Source organism: Thermoanaerobaculia bacterium (assembly GCA_035593605.1).
Taxonomy (GTDB): domain Bacteria; phylum Acidobacteriota; class Thermoanaerobaculia; order UBA2201; family DAOSWS01; genus DAOSWS01.
This window is the reverse complement of record DAOSWS010000024.1, coordinates 16,510-37,955: the sequence shown is the minus strand read 5'-3', so window position 1 is coordinate 37,955 and position 21,446 is coordinate 16,510. Positions and strand designations below refer to the sequence as shown.

At 54.2% G+C, this 21,446-nt stretch carries 14 protein-coding genes; 3 read left to right on the top strand and 11 right to left on the bottom strand.

Going from position 1 to position 21,446, the window contains the following annotated elements; all coding sequences use genetic code 11:
• Nucleotides 1–140: 140 nt before the first annotated feature.
• From PLD04_11880 to PLD04_11845, 8 genes are all read right to left on the bottom strand, one after another.
• A complete protein-coding gene (locus PLD04_11880) occupies nt 141–2,633 on the bottom strand; it encodes a serine/threonine-protein kinase (protein ID HXK69034.1) in 2,493 nt (830 codons plus the stop codon).
• 226 nt (nt 2,634–2,859) lie between these two features.
• Nucleotides 2,860–3,249: a response regulator gene (locus tag PLD04_11875; GenBank protein HXK69033.1), complete on the bottom strand. Its 390-nt coding sequence runs from the start codon at nt 3,247–3,249 to the stop codon at nt 2,860–2,862.
• A gap of 68 nt (nt 3,250–3,317) precedes the next feature.
• The gene (locus tag PLD04_11870) at nt 3,318–3,707 is read right to left on the bottom strand and encodes a response regulator (protein HXK69032.1); all 390 of its coding nucleotides are present in this window, start codon (nt 3,705–3,707) and stop codon (nt 3,318–3,320) included.
• A 168-nt stretch (nt 3,708–3,875) separates the two neighbouring features.
• Nucleotides 3,876–5,180, bottom strand: coding sequence for a sigma-54 dependent transcriptional regulator (locus PLD04_11865; GenBank protein HXK69031.1), 1,305 nt, complete (start codon nt 5,178–5,180; stop codon nt 3,876–3,878).
• Entirely contained in the window at nt 5,177–9,157 is a 3,981-nt protein-coding gene (locus PLD04_11860; GenBank protein ID HXK69030.1) for a PAS domain S-box protein, read from the bottom strand. Before PLD04_11860 ends, PLD04_11865 begins: the two co-directional genes overlap by 4 nt.
• A gap of 356 nt (nt 9,158–9,513) precedes the next feature.
• The gene (locus tag PLD04_11855) at nt 9,514–10,143 is read right to left on the bottom strand and encodes an MBL fold metallo-hydrolase (GenBank protein HXK69029.1); all 630 of its coding nucleotides are present in this window, start codon (nt 10,141–10,143) and stop codon (nt 9,514–9,516) included.
• A complete protein-coding gene (locus PLD04_11850; protein HXK69028.1) occupies nt 10,136–11,593 on the bottom strand; it encodes an aminoacyl-histidine dipeptidase in 1,458 nt (485 codons plus the stop codon). The genes PLD04_11855 and PLD04_11850 overlap by 8 nt, the downstream gene beginning before the upstream one ends.
• Nucleotides 11,594–11,635: 42 nt before the next feature.
• Nucleotides 11,636–13,624: an ATP-binding cassette domain-containing protein gene (locus PLD04_11845; GenBank protein ID HXK69027.1), complete on the bottom strand. Its 1,989-nt coding sequence runs from the start codon at nt 13,622–13,624 to the stop codon at nt 11,636–11,638.
• A 119-nt stretch (nt 13,625–13,743) separates the two neighbouring features.
• Here PLD04_11845 and malQ point away from each other — a divergent pair, with 119 nt between their 5' ends.
• Nucleotides 13,744–15,243: a 4-alpha-glucanotransferase gene (gene malQ / locus PLD04_11840; GenBank protein ID HXK69026.1), complete on the top strand. Its 1,500-nt coding sequence runs from the start codon at nt 13,744–13,746 to the stop codon at nt 15,241–15,243.
• 82 nt (nt 15,244–15,325) lie between these two features.
• Here malQ and PLD04_11835 read toward each other — a convergent pair whose 3' ends face one another.
• The 3 genes from PLD04_11835 to PLD04_11825 all read right to left on the bottom strand — a co-directional run bounded on the left by PLD04_11835 (nt 15,326) and on the right by PLD04_11825 (nt 19,501).
• Nucleotides 15,326–17,374 (bottom strand): M1 family aminopeptidase, encoded by a 2,049-nt coding sequence (locus PLD04_11835; protein HXK69025.1) that lies wholly within the window; start codon nt 17,372–17,374, stop codon nt 15,326–15,328.
• 67 nt (nt 17,375–17,441) lie between these two features.
• A complete protein-coding gene (locus tag PLD04_11830) occupies nt 17,442–18,605 on the bottom strand; it encodes a glycosyltransferase family 87 protein (GenBank protein ID HXK69024.1) in 1,164 nt (387 codons plus the stop codon).
• Nucleotides 18,605–19,501, bottom strand: a complete 897-nt coding sequence (locus PLD04_11825) for a hypothetical protein (GenBank protein ID HXK69023.1) — start codon at nt 19,499–19,501, stop codon at nt 18,605–18,607. Before PLD04_11825 ends, PLD04_11830 begins: the two co-directional genes overlap by 1 nt.
• 74 nt (nt 19,502–19,575) lie before the next feature.
• Here PLD04_11825 and PLD04_11820 point away from each other — a divergent pair, with 74 nt between their 5' ends.
• Nucleotides 19,576–20,484 (top strand): homocysteine S-methyltransferase family protein, encoded by a 909-nt coding sequence (locus tag PLD04_11820; GenBank protein ID HXK69022.1) that lies wholly within the window; start codon nt 19,576–19,578, stop codon nt 20,482–20,484.
• A gap of 114 nt (nt 20,485–20,598) precedes the next feature.
• Nucleotides 20,599–21,444 (top strand): GAF domain-containing protein, encoded by an 846-nt coding sequence (locus PLD04_11815; protein ID HXK69021.1) that lies wholly within the window; start codon nt 20,599–20,601, stop codon nt 21,442–21,444.
• The last annotated feature ends 2 nt before the right edge of the window (nt 21,445–21,446 follow it).

Genomic DNA, 21,446 nt, shown 5'->3' with positions numbered 1-21,446 from the left:
GGGGGGGACGCCTATTACGAGGAATTCATTGGAGCCGAACCGGGACCAAACTGCTTCTTCATCGTGACCGCGGTCGATGCCAACGGTGAGAGGAACTTTGAATAAAGGCAGCAACGTCCAAACGTAAGTCACGTAGCTATCTAAAGATTCGTCCCAAGGATACTGATAATCAGCGGAACCGCCAGGGCGAGGTCGGGGTCGTGGGGAGCGCGGGTTTCGATAAGGGTCCAGGTCTGACGTGCGGTCTCGCGGTCGCCCCTACCCAGGGCCTGGAGGTAGAGAAGGAAGAGGGGGCGGGCGCCTCTGGCAAGATAGGTCTCCATGACGGCGGGATCGTAGGTCCCGGCAGCCATGGCGGCCAGGAAATAACCCGCGGCGTGAAGGTCCTGGTCGGTCCGGTGAAGGGCGGGCTTCAGGATCTCCGCAGCCCCTGAGGCGTCCCCCTTGAGGAGGGGGATCCACCCCTTTTGGAGCCCAATGGCATCCCGGTAGATTCCCCCGGGGACGAGGGTGGCATGGAGGTCGAGAGTCTGTTCCACCGTGGCCGGGTCAGCGCTTCCAAGAAGCATAGCGAAACCAGCGTTGACGTAGGCCTCGTAAATCTTCCCGGCGCCCATGCCGTCGAGCTGGGCCCCCTTCAGCCAGGATTCGGCCGCCTCGTCGTACCGGCCCGCGAGATAGGCGTAGAAACCGGCATGAAATCGTGCCTCCAGGGCGTAGGTGGGGATGGTCTCCGCAAGGGCCCTGCCGTGATCCAGGGCCCCGTCGATGTCACCCCTCCGGAAGAGAGCCTCGCCACGCAACCATTCGAAAAGGACGCGGTAACCTTCGAGTCCGAAGGACTCGGCTTCGGCTGCATACCGGTCGATGTCAGCCAGGGCTTCACTGGCTTGGCCGCCCTGGAGGCGGCGGCAGATTCCGGCATAGCCCTGGAGTAGGTCAATCGTCTTGACGGCGGCGCCTTCCCTCTGACCCTCAAGCCGCCCGTCGGGGAGGAGTATCCTGGGTCCTTCGGGAAGAATGATCGTGATCCCGCCGTCGGAGTCGAGGTCAACCCGGTGGGCATCCATGATCGGAAGAAGGTGGTAGGCCGTAAGGGAGGGGACCATCACACGGTCGTCGTTCAGAAGGTTGTGCACCCTGAGGTCGGGCCGCAGCCTCCCGGTAACGGCCAGTGCGTGCATGTGAAGGTACCGGGGAGCCATGGCGTGGATGGCAACACCACCCTGCCAGGGAAGGACTCTCGCAATGCGACCGGCATGGGCGAATTCGAAATAGGCATTCCTCGTCAAGGGAGACCAGAGAGTCGTCAACGTGGGAAAGAAGGGAATCTGACCCAGCCTCAGAACAAGATCCTCATGGTCAGGTGAGGTGATCGGTCTCGATTCGACCGTGAGACCCCATGTGGGAGTGAAGGAAGAAAAGACTTCCTGGAGTTGGTGGGTAGGGAGGACGATGCGCAGGGAGATCTTACCGTTCCCCTCGTAGACGGGAACTTCGAATGATTCACCCTCCCTGCGGAGGTCACAGGGACCACATAAGAGAACTTCTTTCCTTCCGTCCCCGTCGGCATCCAGAAGAACTGCGTTCTCAATTGGGACTTTGAGGTCCTTCTCCCACAGGAGGCGGTTCCCCCGGTGGACGGCAACGTGCCTGCCTTCGATGACGGCGGAGGTCGGTTCAGGATTGGCAATGATGCCTTGAACAAATATAGCCAGGGTGGTGAGAAGCAAGATTGATACCGCGGTAATAAGGGCCTTTCGTCTCTGGCCGGGCAGCCAGGCGAGTCGGACACCTTGAAGATATCGTCGTACCTGGGCCTGTCCCCATCGGCGGGACTGGTCTTTCAGCGTCAGACCGTGGAGAAGCTGCCGAAGGGCCCGAGAAGCCCTCCTCCGGGTAATGGGTGGAAGGATGTCCCGGAGGTGGGCCTCCATGACTTCGCCCGAGGTTCCGGTGAATGGCGGGGCGCCGACGAGGGCCTGGTAGAGGGTGACCCCCACGGCGTACCAGTCGCTTGCGGGAGTCAGGTTTCGGCCCAGAATCTGCTCGGGAGACATGTAGAAAGGGGTCCCGATCAGCTCACCCGTCGCCGTAAGATTACCCTCCGTTTCAACATAGACGATACCGAAATCGCCGAGACGAACGTGCCCTTCATTGGAGAGAAAGAGGTTGGAGGGTTTAATGTCCCGGTGGATGATCCCGTGACTGTGAAGGTACGAGAGGACCTCCACCAGGCCTGCCAACATCTGTCGGATCGCCCCTTCTTTAAGGGGACCGGCAGTATCAAGGTGCTGCTGGAGGGTCTCCTCCTCGATGTACTCCATCGAGAGAAGGACGTGGTCATTTGATTCGTGGAGGTCGAAGGTCCGGAGAAGACCGGGGTGGCTCAGGTGGCGGATGACCCGAACCTCTCTCCTGGTTCGCTCCAGGGCCGTGGGAGTCAGTCGTTGGCGGGGGACCACCTTCAGGGCAATCGTTTCCCTGAGAGCCAGGTCATGAGCCCTGTAAACCTCTCCCATACCCCCGATACCGAGGAGGGCAAGTATCTCGAATCGTTCCTTGAGGATTTCACCAGGGTAAAAAGAAAACCCGACACCTTTATCTGGACCTGGAAAGGTCTTCGTGTCCATGTGCGTAGATTGTAGCAGATCCATAAAGACACAATAAAATTGCTGCTAATTACTCTACATAAAGGTTGTCTCACTTATGGTGCGGGGCCTTCGCCCCCGCGCCCCACCACTGACTACGTCAGTGGATTAGGCCGACATTCAAATGATCTGGATGGCAATGATACTGATCTCCTGCCAGCGCACAAACCATTCGAAGGAGAATACTGTCAGAACAAAACGCAGGTCCTCAGGCAGGGGACTGGAAGGTCTTTCGGATCAGGGCATGGAGATCACTGGGCCGGAACGGTTTCGTCACATACGCAATTGCACCGGCTTCCAGTCCCCTCAGGGTGTCCGATTCCTTCCCTTCCGTGCTGACAATAATCGTAGGGATATCCTGGAAGAAATCGTGTTCTTTTCGATAATCGAGGAATTCAATTCCCCCCATCACGGGCATGTTAGTGTCCAGAAGAATGAGATCCGTGTCCGGGTTGCCTGTCAGGGCACTGATCGCCTCTTTACCGTTGTAGCTGTGGACAATATCGCCCCCATTCTGTCGAAACGTGATAAAAATCAGATCATACATTCTGTGCAGAAGTTCCGAATCTTCCACAATTAATATCTTATGTAAATCCATTGCCTGCCTCCTGAAATCTCTCCATTCGTTGAGTGCCGGTGCATCGGGAAGACGATCCGCCACGATTTTTACGCCTTAGCCTGGCGTTCCTGTACGCCAAGCGCGACGAGCGATTCTACAATCGTCTTCGGCGGGACCGGTTTTTCAAAGTAATAGTCCACACCCTCGGTATAGGCTTTCTCCCGAATGGCAGGGCTCCCGTACCCCGTCACAAGGATGCAGCGAGTCTCGGGATTCAGCTCACGAACATAGCGGATAATCTCAAGACCCTCCTCACCAAGGACACCGGTGAGTCGAAGATCGGTAATGACGACGTCAAACTTATCCTCCTTCAGGATCTTTTCCGCCTGCTCGATACTTTCCGCAGTATCCACATCACATTCGAGACGCGAAAGGACTTTGCGGATGCCCAGAAGAAACGCGACTTCATCATCCACAACCAGGATCCGATGGCTCATAACTCCCTCCTTTCTTCAGGTTCCATCAGTTCAATAATTCGTTTCATGATTTACCCATAAGCAAAAAGGATGCCAGGTTTTCAAAGCCTGGTTTTTCGGGGTTCAGCTACCGTGATTGTCTCATATATGGGATTACCGTCTCACAAGTGAGACAAAACGCCTGGATGGCTATTTCAATTTTCGATAGAGCGTAGCTCTCGAGATTCCAAGTGCTTTTGACGCCCTGTCCGCATCACTTCCGAAATAGGTAAAAATACGCCGGACGTATTGTCTTTCCTGCTCACGAAGGGAGTGAACCTCCGCACCGGCCGGGAGACTTTCTCTCGATCCCCCCAAACCTGGGAAGTGTTCCAGTGTAAGTTCATTGCCCGTGGAAAGGAGAACCGCCCGCTCAATCAGGTTTCTCATTTCTCTGACATTTCCTGGCCACGGATAGCTGGATAGCTGGTCACGAACTACGGGGTCTACATCCAGACCTCCCGCACCGTATCGTTCCAGCATATACTGCACAAGACCCGGGATATCTTCCCTTCTCTCCCGTAGAGGAGGAATTTCGATGGGAAAGACATGGATCCGGAAATAGAGGTCTTCCCGAAAGATCCCTTCCTTGAGTTGATGGGGCAAATCACGGTTCGTTGCACAAATAAGCCGGAACTCACTGCGTCGCAGGGTGACATCTCCCAACCTGCGATATTGCTTTTCCTCGATGACTTTCAAGAATTGAGCCTGAACTTCGAGATCCATGTCCCCAATTTCATCCAGAAAGAGCGTTCCCCCGTCCGCCAGCTCGATCAGGCCCTGTCGATCCCGAACTGCAGAGGTGAAGGCGCCTCTTGTGTGACCGAACAGTTCACTGGCCAGCAAATCCCCTTTCAGAGAGGAGCAGTTAACTTCAACAAACGGGGATCGGCTCCAGTCACTCTGGTCATGAATCCATCGGGCCAGCAGACCCTTTCCGGTTCCTGTTTCTCCCCTGAGAAATACTGGAGAAGCATGCCGGGATGCGACATTGGCCAGCTCCCGGATTTTTCGCATGGCCGTGCTGGTACCCCAGAAAAAGGGATCACGCGTATCCTGCCGCCGCTGGGATCGATTCCACTTCCTGAGCGTTCCAACCTCAAGACTCTTATTCAAAAAGAGAACCAGATCCGGCATACTGACGGGCTTGGTCAGGAAGTGATCCGCCCCCAACCGCATCGCTTCAACAGCCGTTGATATGTCCCCGGATCCAGTGATCACGATAACCGCAATGTCGGGAATCGTCTCGCGAATTTCGGGAATCCAGTCCGATCCGTTTCCGTCCGGCAGGTGAAGGTCAAGAAGGATTGCGTCGAACCTGTGATGGAGCAGTTGTTCCCTGGCTTCTGCGAGGGTCACGGCCTGGGTCACGGTAAATCCTGATCGTGCAAGGTATGTCGAAAAGGAAGCCTGTATTCCTGAATCGTCATCGACCAGCAGAATGCCCGGATTCACGATCTTCCCTTTTCGCCAATGGGCATAAAAATCTCGAACGTCGCGCCCGGATTGGGTGTATTATTCCGAACCCGGACTCTTCCTCCATGGGCTTCCACAATATTTTTCACGATACTCAGGCCCAGGCCCGTTCCACTCTTTCTTGTCGTAAAGAAGGGATCAAAAACATGATTCAGCTTCTCTTCAGGAATCCCGGTTCCCTGGTCTTTTACCCGGATCCGCAGTTGATCCGGTGTCAGAACAGCAAGATCAATAAGGAGTGATGCGTCCCGGGGGCTATGCTGCTGCGCATTGTCCATCAGGTTTATAAGAACCTGCTGCAGCTTGGGGCCATCCGCCAGGATGCTGATACCCGAAAGAGATTCCGGCACATTCATTCGCACATCCAAGCTTCCTCTCTTATGGGTTTCCGTCCACGTTTCAATTGTGGCCAGGCATAGATCCACGGGATTCAGCCAGAAAAGATTGGCCTTCTGAATCGGCTTCCCCAGCTGAAGCAGGTCGTTCATCAGGTTCGTCAACCGTTCCACCTGGCCCCGGATCTGCTCTAGGAAGGGCCAGTGCTCAGATTCGGAATCGAAATCCATGCTCAGAGCTTCGGTCAGGGCAAGAATGGCATTCAGTGGGTTTCGAACTTCATGGGCAACTCCGGCGGCAACCTGGCCGAGTAACTCCATCCTCTGGAAACTCTCCAGACGGGCTTCTAACTGCTCATTTTCCAGGGTATAGGCAAGATATCGAGCAAAAATCTCAATGATATGACAGACCTCATCGGATAGATCCCGGGTCTCGTCGTGATGGATTCGAATCAATCCGCCAAGATTCCCGGACCCAAGGCGCACGGGAAAGTCCGCACAGAATCCTTCCTCCTGAAGTCCTGGATCACAAAGTCCACAGTTATGTGTCAGATCTTCTCCTTCACTGATTTCAATCTTTCGATCGTGGAACAGGATGCCGTCCGCCATGGTGGATATACAACGCTGTTCTTCTCCATCAAACACTGCAACTTCAGCATGGCGTACATCCAGCTGTTCGACAAGCGCCTGTACGGTCAGGTCGCAGACATCGCGGAAGGATCCTCCTGACATCGTTGCAATTTCATAGACTCGCTGGAGCGCAAGCTGTCGTTGTTTGAGGTTTCTTTCCGCTAATTTCTGTTCGGTAACATCTTCAATCGTGCCTTCAAATCCCACAATCTCACCCTCTTCATCCGTAACGATTCTGGCACTTTCTCTGACATTAATGGCCACACCGTCCCTGCGATGCCAGATAGCTTCAAGGCCAACAATTTCCCCCTCGCCTTCCAACATGGCCTTGAACTTATCTCGATCATAATCGGGCTCGTATTCCGTTCTCTCCTCCAGATTTTTCCTGGCAAGTTCCTCAATACTATCAAATCCAAGCATCCGGATCAGGGCCGGATTGGCCATCGTCACCTTACCATCCGATGTCGTCGAATAGATTCCGATAACCGCGTTTTCAAAAATATGACGAAACCTGCGCTCGGATTCTCGAAGCGCCTGTTCCATCGACTTCTGCTCCGTAACATCAATCCCGATTCTGGCCAGCCCGTTCACATTGCCTTCCGAATCCCTGAGGAGCGTATTATTCCAGAAAATAAGCTTCCGATCACCATTCCGCGTCAGGATATTACGCTCTTCGTGAATGGGGATCCTCCCCCGGGGAAGATTGGCAAAGAAACTCTTTTGTCGTTCCTCCCGGAGTTCAGGGGGAATAAATGTCTCAAACCAGTTGATTCCGGCGACTTCTTCCTTTCCATGCCCCGTCAGAGAACAGAAGTGCTCATTACAAAAGGCAAGCTGTCCCTGGTCATCCAGGATAATGGCCATCAGGTTGACATTCTCAAGCATCTCCCGAAATCTGCGGGCGAGCTCTCTTCGAGCTTCTTCGGCACGGACCCTTTCGGTCACATCATGGATAATCCCTTGAAATCCCAGGATTTTCCCATCTTTGGAGCGCCACTGCGTGGCTGAAATGATCGTCTCCAGGATCGCTCCATTCTTTCTCCGCAGACGGACCTCCATGTCTTTCACAAATCCATCATCCTCGATATGGTCAATAAACGATTCACGGTCCTCGGGGTTTTCATAGATATCGAATGCGTTCAGCTTTTTCAACTCCGCTCTCGTATATCCGAACATATCCAGGGCTGCACCATTGACGTCCAGAATGGTTCCCGATCGGGACGTGATAAAGATGGCATCCCTGGAATTCTGGAAGAGTGACCGGAACTTTTCCTCACTTTTTCTAAGCTCATCCTCTATACGGTGTCGTTCCTCCAGTTCATCCTGAAGGAGAATATTCGCCTGACGGAGCTCTTCCGTTCTTTCATTCACGGCATGTTCGAGAATATCGTGGCTCTCTTTTAATTGCTCTTCTTTTAAACGACGGTGCGTGACATCCCGGAGAATGACCTGAATCTCAGTAAGTTGATCGTCCTTATAAATCGGGCGCGGCTTGCTCTCAAAGAACTTTCGGTTTCCCACCTTGTCGACGATTTCAATCTCAATGGGGCGCCGTTTCTCACCCCTCTGGGCTCGAAAAAATTCCCGCTGGATCCTCTTCAGTGTTCTGGAGGATGCCATGCCGAGCTCAGCGAAGTGGTGACCCACAATATCATCATGGCTGAATCCGGATGCAGCTTCCGCAGCAGGATTGGCGGTCAATATCACACCATCAAGATTTACGGTAAGGATCGGATCCGGTGCCCCTTCGACCAGATCGGCATAGCGCCGTTCGCTTTCCCTGAGTGTCTGTTCCGAGCGCTTTCGTTCGGTAATATCTTCACATATTGTGACAATGCCGGTCACTTCACCGGATGCATCCCGTATGGCATCGGAAAAAAGAAGCACAGGCATGGTGCTTCCATCCTTCCGTATGTTGACACCCTCACGCACCCAGCTCGTGAGCCTCTGTAGTTCACGATCGGTCCACCTTCGGCGCTTTTCCCGGGGTGCGAAAATGTTTGAGGGCTTTCCAATCAATTCCTCTACGTCATATCCGTGCATCCTGGCTTCCGCCGGGTTCACATAGGCGATCTTGCGATTCGTATCTGTAATGGTTACCCCCAGCTGCATCGTCTCCATCGCCTTTTCAAAGGCCAGGAGACGTTCCTCAGCAGCCTTCATCTCCGTAATGTCGGTCAGGGTGCCCTCATAAAACAGGATTTCTCCCCCGGGGTTTTTTACAGCGTATGAATTTTCCAGGACATGAATTACCGTTCCATCTTTCTTTCTCAGCCGTAACTTCGCATTCCTCAGTTCGCCATCGCGAGACAGTCGCTCCATCCAGCCGGAACGCTCCTCTCCTGCATAATAAATATCCCTTTCAATGTCGGCTTCCCGGAGCTCTTCCTCCGAGCTGTATCCGAGCATTTTGACCAGGGCAGGATTGGCGGAAAGAAGCAGACCTTCGGGAGAGGTCCGAAATACTCCGTCAAAAACATTCGTGAAAAGATCCCTATACCGGCGTTCAGAGGCCTGCAGAATGGCAAGCATGACATGTCGCTCGGTAACATCGCGGGCGATTCCGCAGAATCCTGAAATATGATCCGAGTCGTCAAAAATCGGAACGATCGACGATTCATAGTGTCGGATCTGGCCATTCCTGGCCCTGAGTTCAAGGGACAAGAGCTTTTCAGCCACTCGTCTGCGGAGAACCCTTCGAAACGCACGGTACACCCGACGTGCCTGGTGGGGTTCCATGAAATCACTAAAATACTTGCCCACGCCTTCCTCAAGCGTGTGCCCCATCTGAGAGAGAAGCGACTGGTTTACGTGGAGAATACGACCCTCGAGATCGACCTCGAAGTAACCGTCCACCATGGTTTCCAGAATATGCCTGGATTTGGATTCCGGGCTCAATGATCCAGCCGATGCATGGATCGAAGATTTCGACTCTGTGCTTTGCCTGTTGAGTCTTGCGTACTTTTCTGAACGCTTCCGATCAGAGTCCAACAACTCCCTCCATCCACATGATAACCTTCTCCTCTATCCTACCCTACATATCCCTTTCATGAAAAGGATGAATCCCTATTTTTTGACACTGCGCGGGTCGGGTACAGGGCCTCAGTACAGTACGACAGGAGTAATAAAAGGTTTAATGGTTTGACTTTCCCCCTCCCATCCGCCCCGTCGACCTCCAGGGTATCTTTAACTTAAGTGGACTCGGTAGATGAGCACCCGGACCCCCTCCCCCTCATCGACCTCAAGGGTAACTTAAGCTTAAGTGGACTCGGTAGATGAGCGCCCCCTCCAACTCTTGACCTCATGAGTGACAATGAATTGTGGAAACTCGATTCAGGCTGTCTTTCCTATCGAAGGAAGGGGTTGGTGGCCAGTTCCCGGGAGATCGTGGTATCCGGGCCGTGTCCCGGGTGGACGATCGTTGCACCGGGAAGCGCAAGGATCACCTCCCGTAGCGATTGCATCAGGATTTCGAAAGAACCTCCGGGAAGGTCCGTTCGCCCGATGGAACCGGCAAAAAGGCAATCCCCCACAAAAGCGTGGGGACCGCACAGAAGGGTCACATGTCCCGGGGTGTGCCCCGGCGTATGGAGAACCTGGAATGCAAAACCTTCAAAACAGAGGTTCTGGTGATCCTCCATCCATGCGTCTGGCTCCGGGGGGGAGTCCATTTGAATTCCGTAGCGGAGAGCATGCTCGGGAGCAGAACTGTAGAGAACAAGGTCTTCCCTCTTCAGGTAAACCGGGATACCCAGCTGGTCTTTCAGCCTGCCCGCCGCACCGATATGGTCGAGATGGCCATGGGTGATGAGGATCGCCTGAGGACGTCTTCCCGACCGTTCGACCTCACCAAGGATGGCTTCTGGCTGATCCCCGGGGTCGATGATGACGCAATGTTTCGAATCAGGATGGCTGACGATAAAGCAGTTCTCCATGAATGGACCGACAATAACGGGAGTTACAAGTAGATCAGTCAAGTTCCTTTAAAACCTCTGTGAGGAGTTTCCAGAAGTTCCGCACGGATGCGATGGAAACTCGTTCTTCCGGCGAATGGGCGAACTCGATGGTGGGACCAAAGGAGACCATATCAAGATTCGGGATTCTCTGGTGAAAGATTCCACATTCCAACCCGCCGTGAACGGAGATCAGTCGAGGGTGCGACCCAAAAATCCTCTCGTAGATCTCAACGCAGGCTCGCAGGGTGGGAGAACTGGGATCCTGCTTCCAGCCCGTGTACCCCCCTTCGTGGCGCACCCTGGCGCCCGAAAGATTTCCCATGGACGCCACCATATCGGCAGCGGCATCCTTCAGGGTATCCCTTGCCGATCGCTGGGATGTTTCGATCAGGATACGGGATCGTGATGTATGGACGCGAGCAAAGTTCGTTGAAGTTTCCACCACCTCCGACTGAGTCTGTCCCACACTGAGAACGCCGTGGGGAATCGATCGAAGAAGAGCGGAGGCCCGCCGGTTGGAGGGTTCAGTCAGGGGAGGATAGGGAGTGATGCCCACTCCATGGAGAGCTGCATAGACATCATCGTCTACTCCCCTCATCTCTTCCCTGAAGGTTTTCTGTAGAGAACGCACCCGCTGGGTTGCCAGAGACAGATCCTTTCCCGGAAGAGCGACGATGGCCTCGGTTTCCCGGGCGATTGCATTTCGACGCGTCCCCCCCGTTACGGTCACGATCCTCGCTCCATATTCTCTGTTCAGTTCCCGGATCACCCGTGCGGCCAGAACATTGGAGGAACCCCGGTGAAGGTGAATATCCACCCCCGAGTGCCCGCCCGTCAGGCCGCGAATTGTGACGAGGGCGGTACACCATCCCGACGGAAGATCCCGTTCTCTTCGAATCGGGAGAGTCAGGAGCGTGTCGACATAGCCCGCACATCCGACATAAAACGCATCCTCTTCCTCCGTATCCAGGTTCAACAGACGTCTTCCCTGGATCAGGCTTGTATCCAGTTTCATGGCCCCGTGCAAACCCGTTTCCTCATCGACAGTGAACAGGAATTCCAGGGGACCATGGAGAAGATCTGTCGATTCCAGGACCGACAGCGCAGCCGCCAGACCGATTCCATTATCCGCTCCCAGCGTTGTACCTGCAGCCCTGACGTACCCGCTTTCCACCCTCAGATGGATTGGGTCCCGGGAAAAATCGTGGTCCAGGTTTCGCTTCTTATCCCAGATCATATCCATGTGGCCCTGAAGGATCGTCTTCCTTGCTCCTCTCTTTTCGGGATGTGCCGGTTTGTAAACCACAACATTCCCGGCCTTATCCTTGACCCAGGGTAAATTGTGACGTTCGGCGGTGCTTGTGATATAGGCGGCGACAGCCTTCTCATGTCTCGAGCTTCGGGGAATCGCACAGAGATTGGAAAAATGTGACCAGAGGGCCTGAGGCTGTAAGGATTCGATATCAGTCATACATACTCTACAGGATCATTATCGCAGGTTCCGACCTCGGGTTCAATCCGCCTGATCTCCCATGATTTCCTTCATCCGTTTTTCAAATTCCCGGGTCAGATGTTCCCTCTGATCCAGCCGATCGGCAAGCGTGTCATACAGTGCGGAGATCTGATCCGGAAACTGACCCATCCTTCTGGACAGATCGGCAATCGCCTGACCATCTCCCCGGGTGGAAGCTTCAATGAGAGCTTCATTCACTGCTGTCTGCTCCTCTTCCAGGGCTTCGATTCCAGATTCCAGCTCCGTAATTTCTTCCTGAAGCGGATTCAGAGTCCGGCTTCGTTCCTGAATGAGAATGGCCCTTGCCCTTTTCGAATCGATCCGCCCCCTGCCTGCCGCGGAGGATCCGGCTCCTCTGGAGGCTTTTTGTCTCTGCAGAATTTCATCATCGGTTTCCCATCCGGTCTGTTCAAGAAAGTCATCGTAGGTCCCGTCAAAATGTTTTACGGTTCCGCGATCAAAGACGATCAAGCGGGATGCGAGTGCGCGAAGAAAGGTCTCATTGTGGGTGACCAGGATCACGGCTCCATGGAAGGCATCAACCGCCGCAAGGAGTGCGTCACAGGATTCCATGTCCAGATGGTTGGTAGGCTCATCAAGGAGAAGAAGGTTTGCGGGTGCCAGCATTAATTTTGCCAGAAGGACCCGGCTCTTTTCTCCCCCGGACAGAATGTCGATTTTCTTTTCCGCAGCATCTCCGGAAAAGAGAAAGAGTCCGGCCAGAGTGCGGGCTTCCTCCTCCGTGCATCCGGCTCCTCCTGCCATGAGCTCTTCCACAATGGAAAGGGCCGGGTTCAGGTCCTTCTCGTTGGTTTGTGCGTAGTATCCTGTGAGAACAGAAGGATGGAAGGATAATTGCCCCTTCCCTGGAATCAGTCGTCCTGCAAGAACTTTCAGGAGAGTCGATTTACCCTTTCCATTCTGCCCCATAACGCCGATTCGATCTCCTGGCCGGATGGAAAACCCGATCCCGTGGAGAAGGTCCTGACCCCCTGCCGCATAGCTGAAGTGTAGATTTTCGGCTTCACCCATTAATTTTGCGGGAAAGGGTGCTTCCCGGAAAGAGAATTCCAGGGTTTCAAGGTGCTCAAGCTTTTCCAGCTTTTCATGCCTGGCAAGCTCCTTGATCCGCGACTGGACGAGTCCCGCCAGCCGGGCTTTGGCACGAAACCTTTGAATATAGATTTCCACATCCCTGCGGCGCTTTTCATCGTTGATGCGCGTCTTTTCGTAGGTCTCTTCCTCTTTCAAAATCTGGTCGTAGGCTTTCTGAGTTCCGCCCTGGATTTTCCGAACCCTCTGGCGATGGATCGCCAGTGTATGGGTGACAACCTGGTCCATGAATCCTCGATCATGCGTGATCAGCATGAGTTCATGTTTCCAGTCATTCAGGAAGCGGATCAGCCAGCGAATCGAAAGAACGTCCAAGTAATTCGTCGGTTCATCCAGGAGTAGCATTTCCGGTTCCGACACCAGAACTTTCGCGAGGTTTAAGCGAACCGCATATCCTCCGGATAGTTGGGAAGGGGAACCGGCGAGATCGGCAGAAGAAAACCCCAGCCCGGCCAAAATTTTCTCCACCTTCCACTGCTCGTCCTCCCTGCCGGCGCCCAGGGCACTGCACCCCTCCTGGAGGACGGATAGATGGGTGTGGCGTATTTCCTGCTCCAGATGGCCGACACGATAATTTCTGGGGATCGATATCGCACCTTCATCCGGTTCGTCCAGCCCCAGAATCAGCCGGAAGAGGGTTGTCTTGCCGTGGCCATTCCTGCCGACGACACCAATCCGCTCCTTTGCGTTCACCGAAAAGGAGATCTCACGAAAGAGGGTCTGGCGACCATAGATCTTGGTCAGGTTTTGAACGGAGATCATCAGAGGCCCTTTCCAGAAAGAGAAGGTGATAGGACAATCCTGATCGAATTCAAATTCATCTGTTCCATAACACGATGGCGTCGGTTCCACATAACGCCACCGCAGATTATACATGGTCCTTCTCCACAACAAATAGCGTGGAGACATCTTTGCAGGTTTCGGCAGAGTAAGCAAGAATCTGGGATAATAGTTGCAATCCGTTCATCGGACTGGAAAGGCCGAAAGGAGAGACCATGGACAGGCGTTCGAGCGGTATCCTCATGCATATCACATCACTTCCCTCCCTGGCAGGCATGGGAGATCTTGGTCCCGGAGCCTATCGATTCCTGGATTTTCTCGATTGGTCCGGACAGACCTGGTGGCAGGTTCTCCCGATTACACCGACCCAGTCCGTCCATGGAGACTGTCCCTATACAAGCATCTCCGCCTTTGCCGGGAATCCTCTCCTGATCAGTATCGAAGCCCTGGTTTCCCAGGGGTTGCTGAGCGAAGCCGACATACCCGGATCCTCTGACACAGCAAGTCATATCACCGACTATGATGCAGCCCGCCAGGTTAAAGAACCTCTTTTTCAGAAAGCCTATCAAACGTTTCAGCATCAGGCTCCCCGGCCGGATTATGAGGACTTCCGTCAGCGCCATGCTTCCTGGCTGGAAACCTACCTGCTTTTCAAAGTCATCCGGGACTGCCATTCGGGACAACCCTGGTCCACCTGGCCCGACTCCCTGCGGAATCGAGAGGAGAGAGCCCTTCGACAGTTTGCGGCAGAACATCAGGAGATAATCGACTATGAAGCTTTCATCCAATACCTCTTCTTTTCACAGTGGGAAGACCTGAAGCGGGCCTGTGGTGAACGGGGCATCCGGATCATTGGGGATCTGCCCATTTACGTCGACCTGGACAGCGCCGACGTCTGGGCCCATCCGGAAGCGTTCAAACTCGATGAAAAAGGAAAACCGGAGGTGGTGGCCGGTGTCCCCCCGGACTACTTTTCAAAGACCGGCCAGCGATGGGGAAACCCGGTGTACAGCTGGGAACACCTGAAAGAACAGGGATACGGCTGGTGGATGGACCGGATGCGGCACACCCTGGAGCTCTTTGATGTGGTCCGGCTGGATCATTTTCGGGGATTTGCCGCCTACTGGGAGATCCCGGCATCCGAGCCTACGGCCATCCATGGGAGCTGGGTACCGGGACCTGGATCTGACTTCTTCGAGATGGTACGGAACCAGCTCGGATCTCTTCCCATCATTGCGGAAGATCTGGGGGTAATCACGCCCGACGTGGAACGTCTCAGGGATCAATTCGGCTTTCCCGGTATGAAGATTCTTCTCTTCGCCTTCGATGAGAGCCTCCCCACCAATCCCTATGCTCCCCACAACCATATCCCGGGTTCCCTGGTATACGTCGGGACGCATGATAACAACACCGCCCCGGGCTGGTACCGCCAGGAAACATCTCCGGCGGACCGCCAGCGCCTGTCCGACTACTTTGGTAACGAAGTCCATGCCGGCAACGTTCACAAAGTCCTCACCGCCGCGGCCATGCACTCCGTCGCCCGGACGGTCATTCTGACTCCCCAGGATCTCCTGGGCCTGGATGAAAAGGCGCGGATGAACACCCCCGGAACGCGGAAGGGAAACTGGCAGTGGAGAATCACCGAAGAACAACTCAACAGCACGATCGACGATGAACTTCGGACCCTGACATCCCTCACCCACCGCCTGCGATAATTCCCACATTCCGGCCAACCTGGATGTCGTAAAAAGAACGAAAACCTCTGCAGGTCAAACCGATCAGGAGAGAGTGTACACCTTACATGTTCGATGAACTTTTGGGAGGAAGCTCCATTCCGTACACATATTTCTCAAAGAAGGGATGCCATTCTTTTTTCGTGATGTAATTGACCAGCCCAATGAAGTCTTCCGTGGAAGCCTTCTGGTGCGGAAAGGATTTCAGAAAGCTTCTCAGAATCGTGTAGAACATCTTATCGCCGACTTCATCACGTAGCGCATGGAGAATCACCGGGCCCTTGCAGTAAATGAGATCCCAACGATAGGTATCGGCATCGAGACCGTCCAGCAGGTGAGCCGCATAGGGCGAAGCCACACCCGTGCGGGTCTTCACACGGTTGTACCAGAAAGTATAAAGATACTTGAAATCCTTCTTATGCCATCGAAACTTCAGGAAAAGGGCCGCCATGTATTCGGATGCCGCTTCGGTAAGCCACTCATCCCCGGGTTGACGGTCCCGCACCATATGACCGAAATACTGATGGGCCACTTCATGGGCAAACCTCTCATTGGCTCCCTTGGAGTAAAGCTGGGTTTCTTCATCTTTCAGGGAGTTGAAGATTTCTCCGGATGCGAAAACCATCGCGGGGGGGGCGTGACCGTAGCCGAGGCCCTTGCCCTCGATGAGAAAGAGATGTTTGAAAGGAAACGCGTCCAGGTAGTGGGTGTAGATGTCCAGAATGGCGTCCGTCAGGCCGGAGAGAAGCTCCTGTGCTTTCTGGTTTTCAAAAACGGCGGACGAAATGGTGATATCCACATCACGGATCGTAGAGGTTTTGGGAAAGTACGTTCCGATGGCAAGGGCGTGGTAATCATCCCGGAATGAGGTTTTGCCCGTAAAAATGGCTTCATCTCCCACCTCTTTTTGCTCGAAGACATCGGCGGACGCAAAGGCCAGAATGGGTTTCTTCGTTCGAATCGTTCCCGAAAAAACGGCATCCACCGACTGGTATCCGTCACATGGAGCGGGAAACCAGGAAACCCCGCTTAACGCCACATAGCTCCCCTCTTCCGGTGTCGGTTCAAAGACATTTCCCTTAACTTCAATCTTCAGCTGAACCGTATCACCGGCTCGAGTAATTGCCGGGAGATGAACTGTCAGAATGTCTCCGCTGTGGGAATAGGCAAGAGATTTTCCATTCAGAAGGGAAACACCAACTACGGAAAGAGTTTTCTCGAGTACCGTGTAAGAAGTGGTTTCATAATCCACATCCTCTTCATGAAAGAGGGACCTTCCGTCCAATCCCTGCCCCTGGATCGTGAAAACCCGGTTCAGGAGATCAAGCTGGACGGCCTTCAATCCGGGCCGGGATGCGGTGTATCCGACGGTATAGGTACCCTGAAGGTTCGACATGTTCCGAAAATCCATGTCGTACAGCATGCCGGTCATGAGGAGGGTGGAGGGTCGGGCCTCCGGACGTTTCCATCCCAGCGGCTGAGAGACGAGATCGTACTGAATCAGAAGATTGGACTTTCCCTTCCTTCGGAACGTGCTGGTGTCCAGAGCGGATAGTATCTCCAGCTGACGCCATACCGGATCGTGCATGTAGATCAGCGTATCGTGCCTGCCCTTGAGATAACAGCCAAGCTCGGCGGTCCCGTTCGTAATCCCGGCCCGGGCGAAGGGAACGATCTGAAAGACGGGTTGATCGAAGTACGATTCCGCCATTCCCTTTATCATCTCCCCGGCCGGGGATGGAGTATCCAGCGTGTCAGGAATCAGGTCCATTGCCGGGTTCCCCAGACAGAGAATTTCCGTAAAGGGCTCCGTCACCGGGGATTCCCTGGCGGGAAGATGGGAGCCATGCTCGAGGTTGTAAGGTAATACCTGCAGAGCGAAGGGATCTGAGACCTTCATCGTGAAGGTACCCGTCCCGGAAAAGAGAAAGCCGGCAGCTCCGTCCTTCTCCGTCACCGGTGTCGCCGTTCCCTTTTCCAGATGGATGACGGCGGACCCGACCGAAAGATCGACACCCTCGACGGAGAATCCTGATTCCGCCGGTTCGAGGGACGCCATCAGGGTAAAAGATAGAAAGGTTGCGAGAAAAAATCCCAAAATAATCCTTGCCATGACAGAATCATACCACTCTTACGTCTGTGGTTGAATACCCAAAATCATGCATTTCGCCATGGCAGGATCATTGAATATCCTGAGATTCGGCTTTCATCTTCCATCCCAGAATGATAGAGACCAGGGGAAAATAGAGAAGCAGGAGAAAGAGGCCCACAGTCCAGCTTTCCCGGGAAAGGAGGATCTGAAGGACTGGATAATAAAAAAGCGTGGGGACAATAAGCAGGGCGGTTGTTTTCAGAAGCCGCGGATAGAGGAGCGGGACAAGCAAAAGGAAAAGATAAACATGATCCCAGGTGAAGGGACTCAGGAGCAGGAGGTAGATCATGACCTCGCCAAAGCCCGGCTCCCGGAGGGACTTTCTGCGGAGGAGGAGAACGAGAACCAGGGCCGGAAGGGCTGCGAGCAACATAAAGGGCAATCCCGGAAAATCTCCGAAGGCAATGGGCTTGACCCATAGAACGCGCGGAGAAAAGGGTCGCACGATCAGGGCCGGAACCGACAGGTTGTTGTAGATGGCGTAGATTCCCATTGCGCCCCGGGTGATCAGCTGATCCGCCCAGGCCATCCATGCCGACGGCGTACTCCACGCAAAAGAAACCAGAACCGCCCCTGAGGAAGCACCCAGGGTCCAGAGGATGGGGCGAAACATGCGGGCCAGGAAAAGAGGGAGAAGGAAGAGAACGACATAGGGCTTGATGGTCATGGCGAGAGCAAGGGAAAGCCCCGCCAGGAACCATCGCTCAGCCCGGATTCCCACGATAAAGAGCGCAATCAGGCCGGTCAGAACCGGTGTGGCGTTATTGTAGGTGAACTGGCACTGAACGGGATAGGAAAGGGCGAGCAGGGCCGGCCACAGCCAGGATCCCGACTGCACACCCAACCCCGCGAGAACGAGCCCGAGAATGACAAAAATCGCGACACGGTACATCCGTACGGCCGACTCAGCGGAATCTGCAAAGGCAAGGATTCTCGCAGCGGGCAGGGTCACAGGGGAGTAAAAGTATGGACCCAGTCCAGCACGATCGTGGATTCGTTTGTGTGCATTCCGCAGGAAAGAGACGTTATAGATGGCATCACTGGAGGATCCTTCCTCCAGAAGTACACCTGCCGTGTGGTAGGTGTGAAAATCATAGGGCCCAAAATCGGGAGCAATCCAGTACGCAGATCCAAGACAGAGTATGAGAAAAAGGGGGCCGACTACTCTTCGTAACCGTTCCTCTCCGGACATCAACTGTACTCCTCCAGGATGTCTTCCAGTATGGATTGCACCCCTCCCTTCGATTCCAGTTTCCTTTCCAGGCGCGATGCGGACTGGCTCAGGGCTCCACAACTCCGGGAAAGACAGGATCCCAGTCCAACAAGCGAGAGAGCCGGCACTCTTCGAACCACATAAGCCGCACAGGCACGCACAGTGTCTGCCTGGCGGCTCCGTCCTCCTGGATCAATCGTTTCTGAGGGATAGAGTCGGTTTCCAAGGGTTTGGAGCAGCTTTTCGTAGACACGGCGCGATGGAGGCTGCGCCGGCGATGCAGGCTGTGCCGGTGGTAACCATGCTTCCATCTCTCTCTTGAAACCGGCAACCGACCTTCGATTCAATTCGGTCAGATAGAGGGCCCGGGCAGCGGCAGGGTCCGGATGAATAGCGGAAAGGGTTTTCGTGGTCGAGAGCCATGAAACCTCATCCTGACCGAGATAGGCACGATGACTGGACCAGCGGAAGTGAATGGGATTCCCGACAAGCCCGGCTTCGACCGGCCTCAAGTGAACATAAATGACATAGTCCAGCAGAGTGGACTCAGGGTCGACTGGAACTTCCCTGTATCGACCATGAAAGAGCCTTCCCCTGCGTTTACGGTTCTGGTTGACGTACCGGGCATAGCGCAGCGATACATTTTGAATAATTCCGGATAGAGGCATTCTGCCGATTTCACACAGGAGGTAGACCTCCCCCGTCATGAGACAGAAGGCATGGATCCGATGGTCGAAACGGTTTAAGCCATCTTCGAGGATCTGATAAAAGGTATAGGCTTCCTCGGGAGCCTGAAAGAGCATTCTTTCCGGAACGGATTCCAGGTGAACGAGATATATTCCGCCCGGAACGTGGCAGCGGGGTCGACGGCCCATGTGGTGAGTGTAGCACGGGCGCACAGAATGCGTTTCGTACTCCTTACGATTCTCCCATGATACGATGAAGTGCCATGACAGGAGGCTCCCTGCCCACTGATCACATCATGATAATGGACGGAGCGGTCGGGACAATGCTCGCACCCGTTACCCGCCTGCGTCCGGATTCTCCGGTGGAACTCCTCTCCATCACTGAACCGGAGAAAGTCCTCTCTCTTCACAGATCCTACATCCAGGCCGGGGCGGAGTGGATCACGACTAATTCCTTTTCTGCTCATCCCATCACTCTGCAGGATGCAGGATTGTCAGAAAAAGCGCAGGAAATCAATCGATGTGCGGCACGACTCGCACGTCGAGCCGTCGGGCAAATGGATCATCCCGCCCTGGTCGCCGGTTCGGTAGGCCTCCCCCCTGTCCAAGCCTCTCATCCGTCAGGGAACGATGTGCGCGTTGGATTCCGAATCCAGATTGAAGCTCTTCTCGAGGGAGGAGCCGACCTGATCTTCCTGGAGACTCTCCACCACACCGCCCTGGCCATCGAGGCATTCTCAGCAATTCAGGAGATCCGCTCATCAGGAAGGCCCGTAGAAGTGGCCGTCAGTCTTGCCGTGAATCCGGCAGGAAGCCTGAGTTCTGGAGAAGATGTGAAGACCCTGATCCATCTCGCAGAGACAATCTCTCCCCTCTTTCTGGGCGTCAACTGCATTTCCATCCTTGATGATGTGAAACCCGTGATGGACATCCTCGCTCGATCCACCACCCTGCCTCTGGCCCTGCGCCCTTCAGCCGGGCTTCCGGATTCGGGCGGGAGCTACCCTGCGGATCCCGATACTTTTGTCCGATCGATGACCCTGATTTCCCGGGAAGGGTTACTGAACTATGCGGGGGGCTGCTGCGGCACGACACCCGATCACATCCGTTTACTTGCCCGCAGTCTTCAGGGTATCCCCTGCCGAAGGCTTTCAGCTACAGCAACACCCTGAGATAACGTCGTTTAAAAACATTCCATGCGGACGATCGATCATCCCGGAAAGGTTCGTTGTCCGCTTCGGACAGGTATGGTACAATACCGTCTACCATGACTAGGAGTATCTCCCATGTCTGACGAGAAAAATCATCAGCGGAACGCGCTTCAGCGCGGGGAGGAATTTCTTCGTCTCTTTAACGAGGGGAAGGCCTTCACCGAAGAGCTGATGAAAGAAAATGAACGGCTGCGCCACAAAATTGCTTCCATTGAAGATACCCGTTCCGGTCAGCACGAGGACAATCTGGCGAAGGAAGTGGCCCGGCTTCGAGAACGAATTTCCGACCTGGAAGAGGAGCATAAAATGCTTCTCGAGACCCACCACAAGGTCGAAGAAGAAAATAAAGATTTCGCTTCCCGGTATATAGAAATCGAAGAGCAGAATAACAACCTGGCGAATCTGTACGTGGCCAGTTACCAGCTCCATTCCACCCTTGATTTCCAGGAAGTCCTGCAGATCGTCGTGGAAATCGTAATCAACCTCATTGGATCAGAAGCATTTTCCATCATGCTGGTCGATGAAAAGACGAACGAATTGAAGACTCTGGCCTGTGAAGGCGCGGAGATGATTGACGGTATGGACACCCTGAGTATCAAGGTAGGGGAAGGAGCCATCGGTAAGGTAGCCAAAACGGGAGAAAGCTATTTCATTAACCAGGCTCCTTCCGATGCGCCGGTCGATCTTCTCAATCCCCTCGTCGCCATACCCCTTAAAATCAAGGAACACGTCATCGGCACCATCGTGATTTACCGGCTTCTTCAACAGAAAGATTCCTTTTCCGCCGTTGACTATGAACTTTTCTCTTTACTTGCCGGCCAGGCCGCGACAGCCATTTTCGCCGCCAAGCTCTACTCCCAGTCCGAACGGAAGCTCACCACCATCCAGAGCTTCCTCGAACTGTTGACCACTTCATCGTAGGA

What these genes read in the sequence shown, in the direction of transcription:
- PLD04_11835 (HXK69025.1), bottom strand. Translation starts at nt 17,374, where the DNA reads ATGGCAAGGATTATTTTGGGATTTTTTCTCGCAACCTTTCTATCTTTT.
- PLD04_11875 (HXK69033.1), bottom strand. Translation starts at nt 3,249, where the DNA reads ATGGATTTACATAAGATATTAATTGTGGAAGATTCGGAACTTCTGCAC.
- PLD04_11845 (HXK69027.1), bottom strand. Translation starts at nt 13,624, where the DNA reads ATGTATAATCTGCGGTGGCGTTATGTGGAACCGACGCCATCGTGTTAT.
- PLD04_11850 (HXK69028.1), bottom strand. Translation starts at nt 11,593, where the DNA reads ATGACTGATATCGAATCCTTACAGCCTCAGGCCCTCTGGTCACATTTT.
- PLD04_11880 (HXK69034.1), bottom strand. Translation starts at nt 2,633, where the DNA reads ATGGACACGAAGACCTTTCCAGGTCCAGATAAAGGTGTCGGGTTTTCT.
- malQ (HXK69026.1), top strand. Translation starts at nt 13,744, where the DNA reads ATGGACAGGCGTTCGAGCGGTATCCTCATGCATATCACATCACTTCCC.
- PLD04_11815 (HXK69021.1), top strand. Translation starts at nt 20,599, where the DNA reads ATGTCTGACGAGAAAAATCATCAGCGGAACGCGCTTCAGCGCGGGGAG.
- PLD04_11870 (HXK69032.1), bottom strand. Translation starts at nt 3,707, where the DNA reads ATGAGCCATCGGATCCTGGTTGTGGATGATGAAGTCGCGTTTCTTCTG.
- PLD04_11830 (HXK69024.1), bottom strand. Translation starts at nt 18,605, where the DNA reads ATGTCCGGAGAGGAACGGTTACGAAGAGTAGTCGGCCCCCTTTTTCTC.
- PLD04_11825 (HXK69023.1), bottom strand. Translation starts at nt 19,501, where the DNA reads ATGGGCCGTCGACCCCGCTGCCACGTTCCGGGCGGAATATATCTCGTT.
- PLD04_11820 (HXK69022.1), top strand. Translation starts at nt 19,576, where the DNA reads ATGACAGGAGGCTCCCTGCCCACTGATCACATCATGATAATGGACGGA.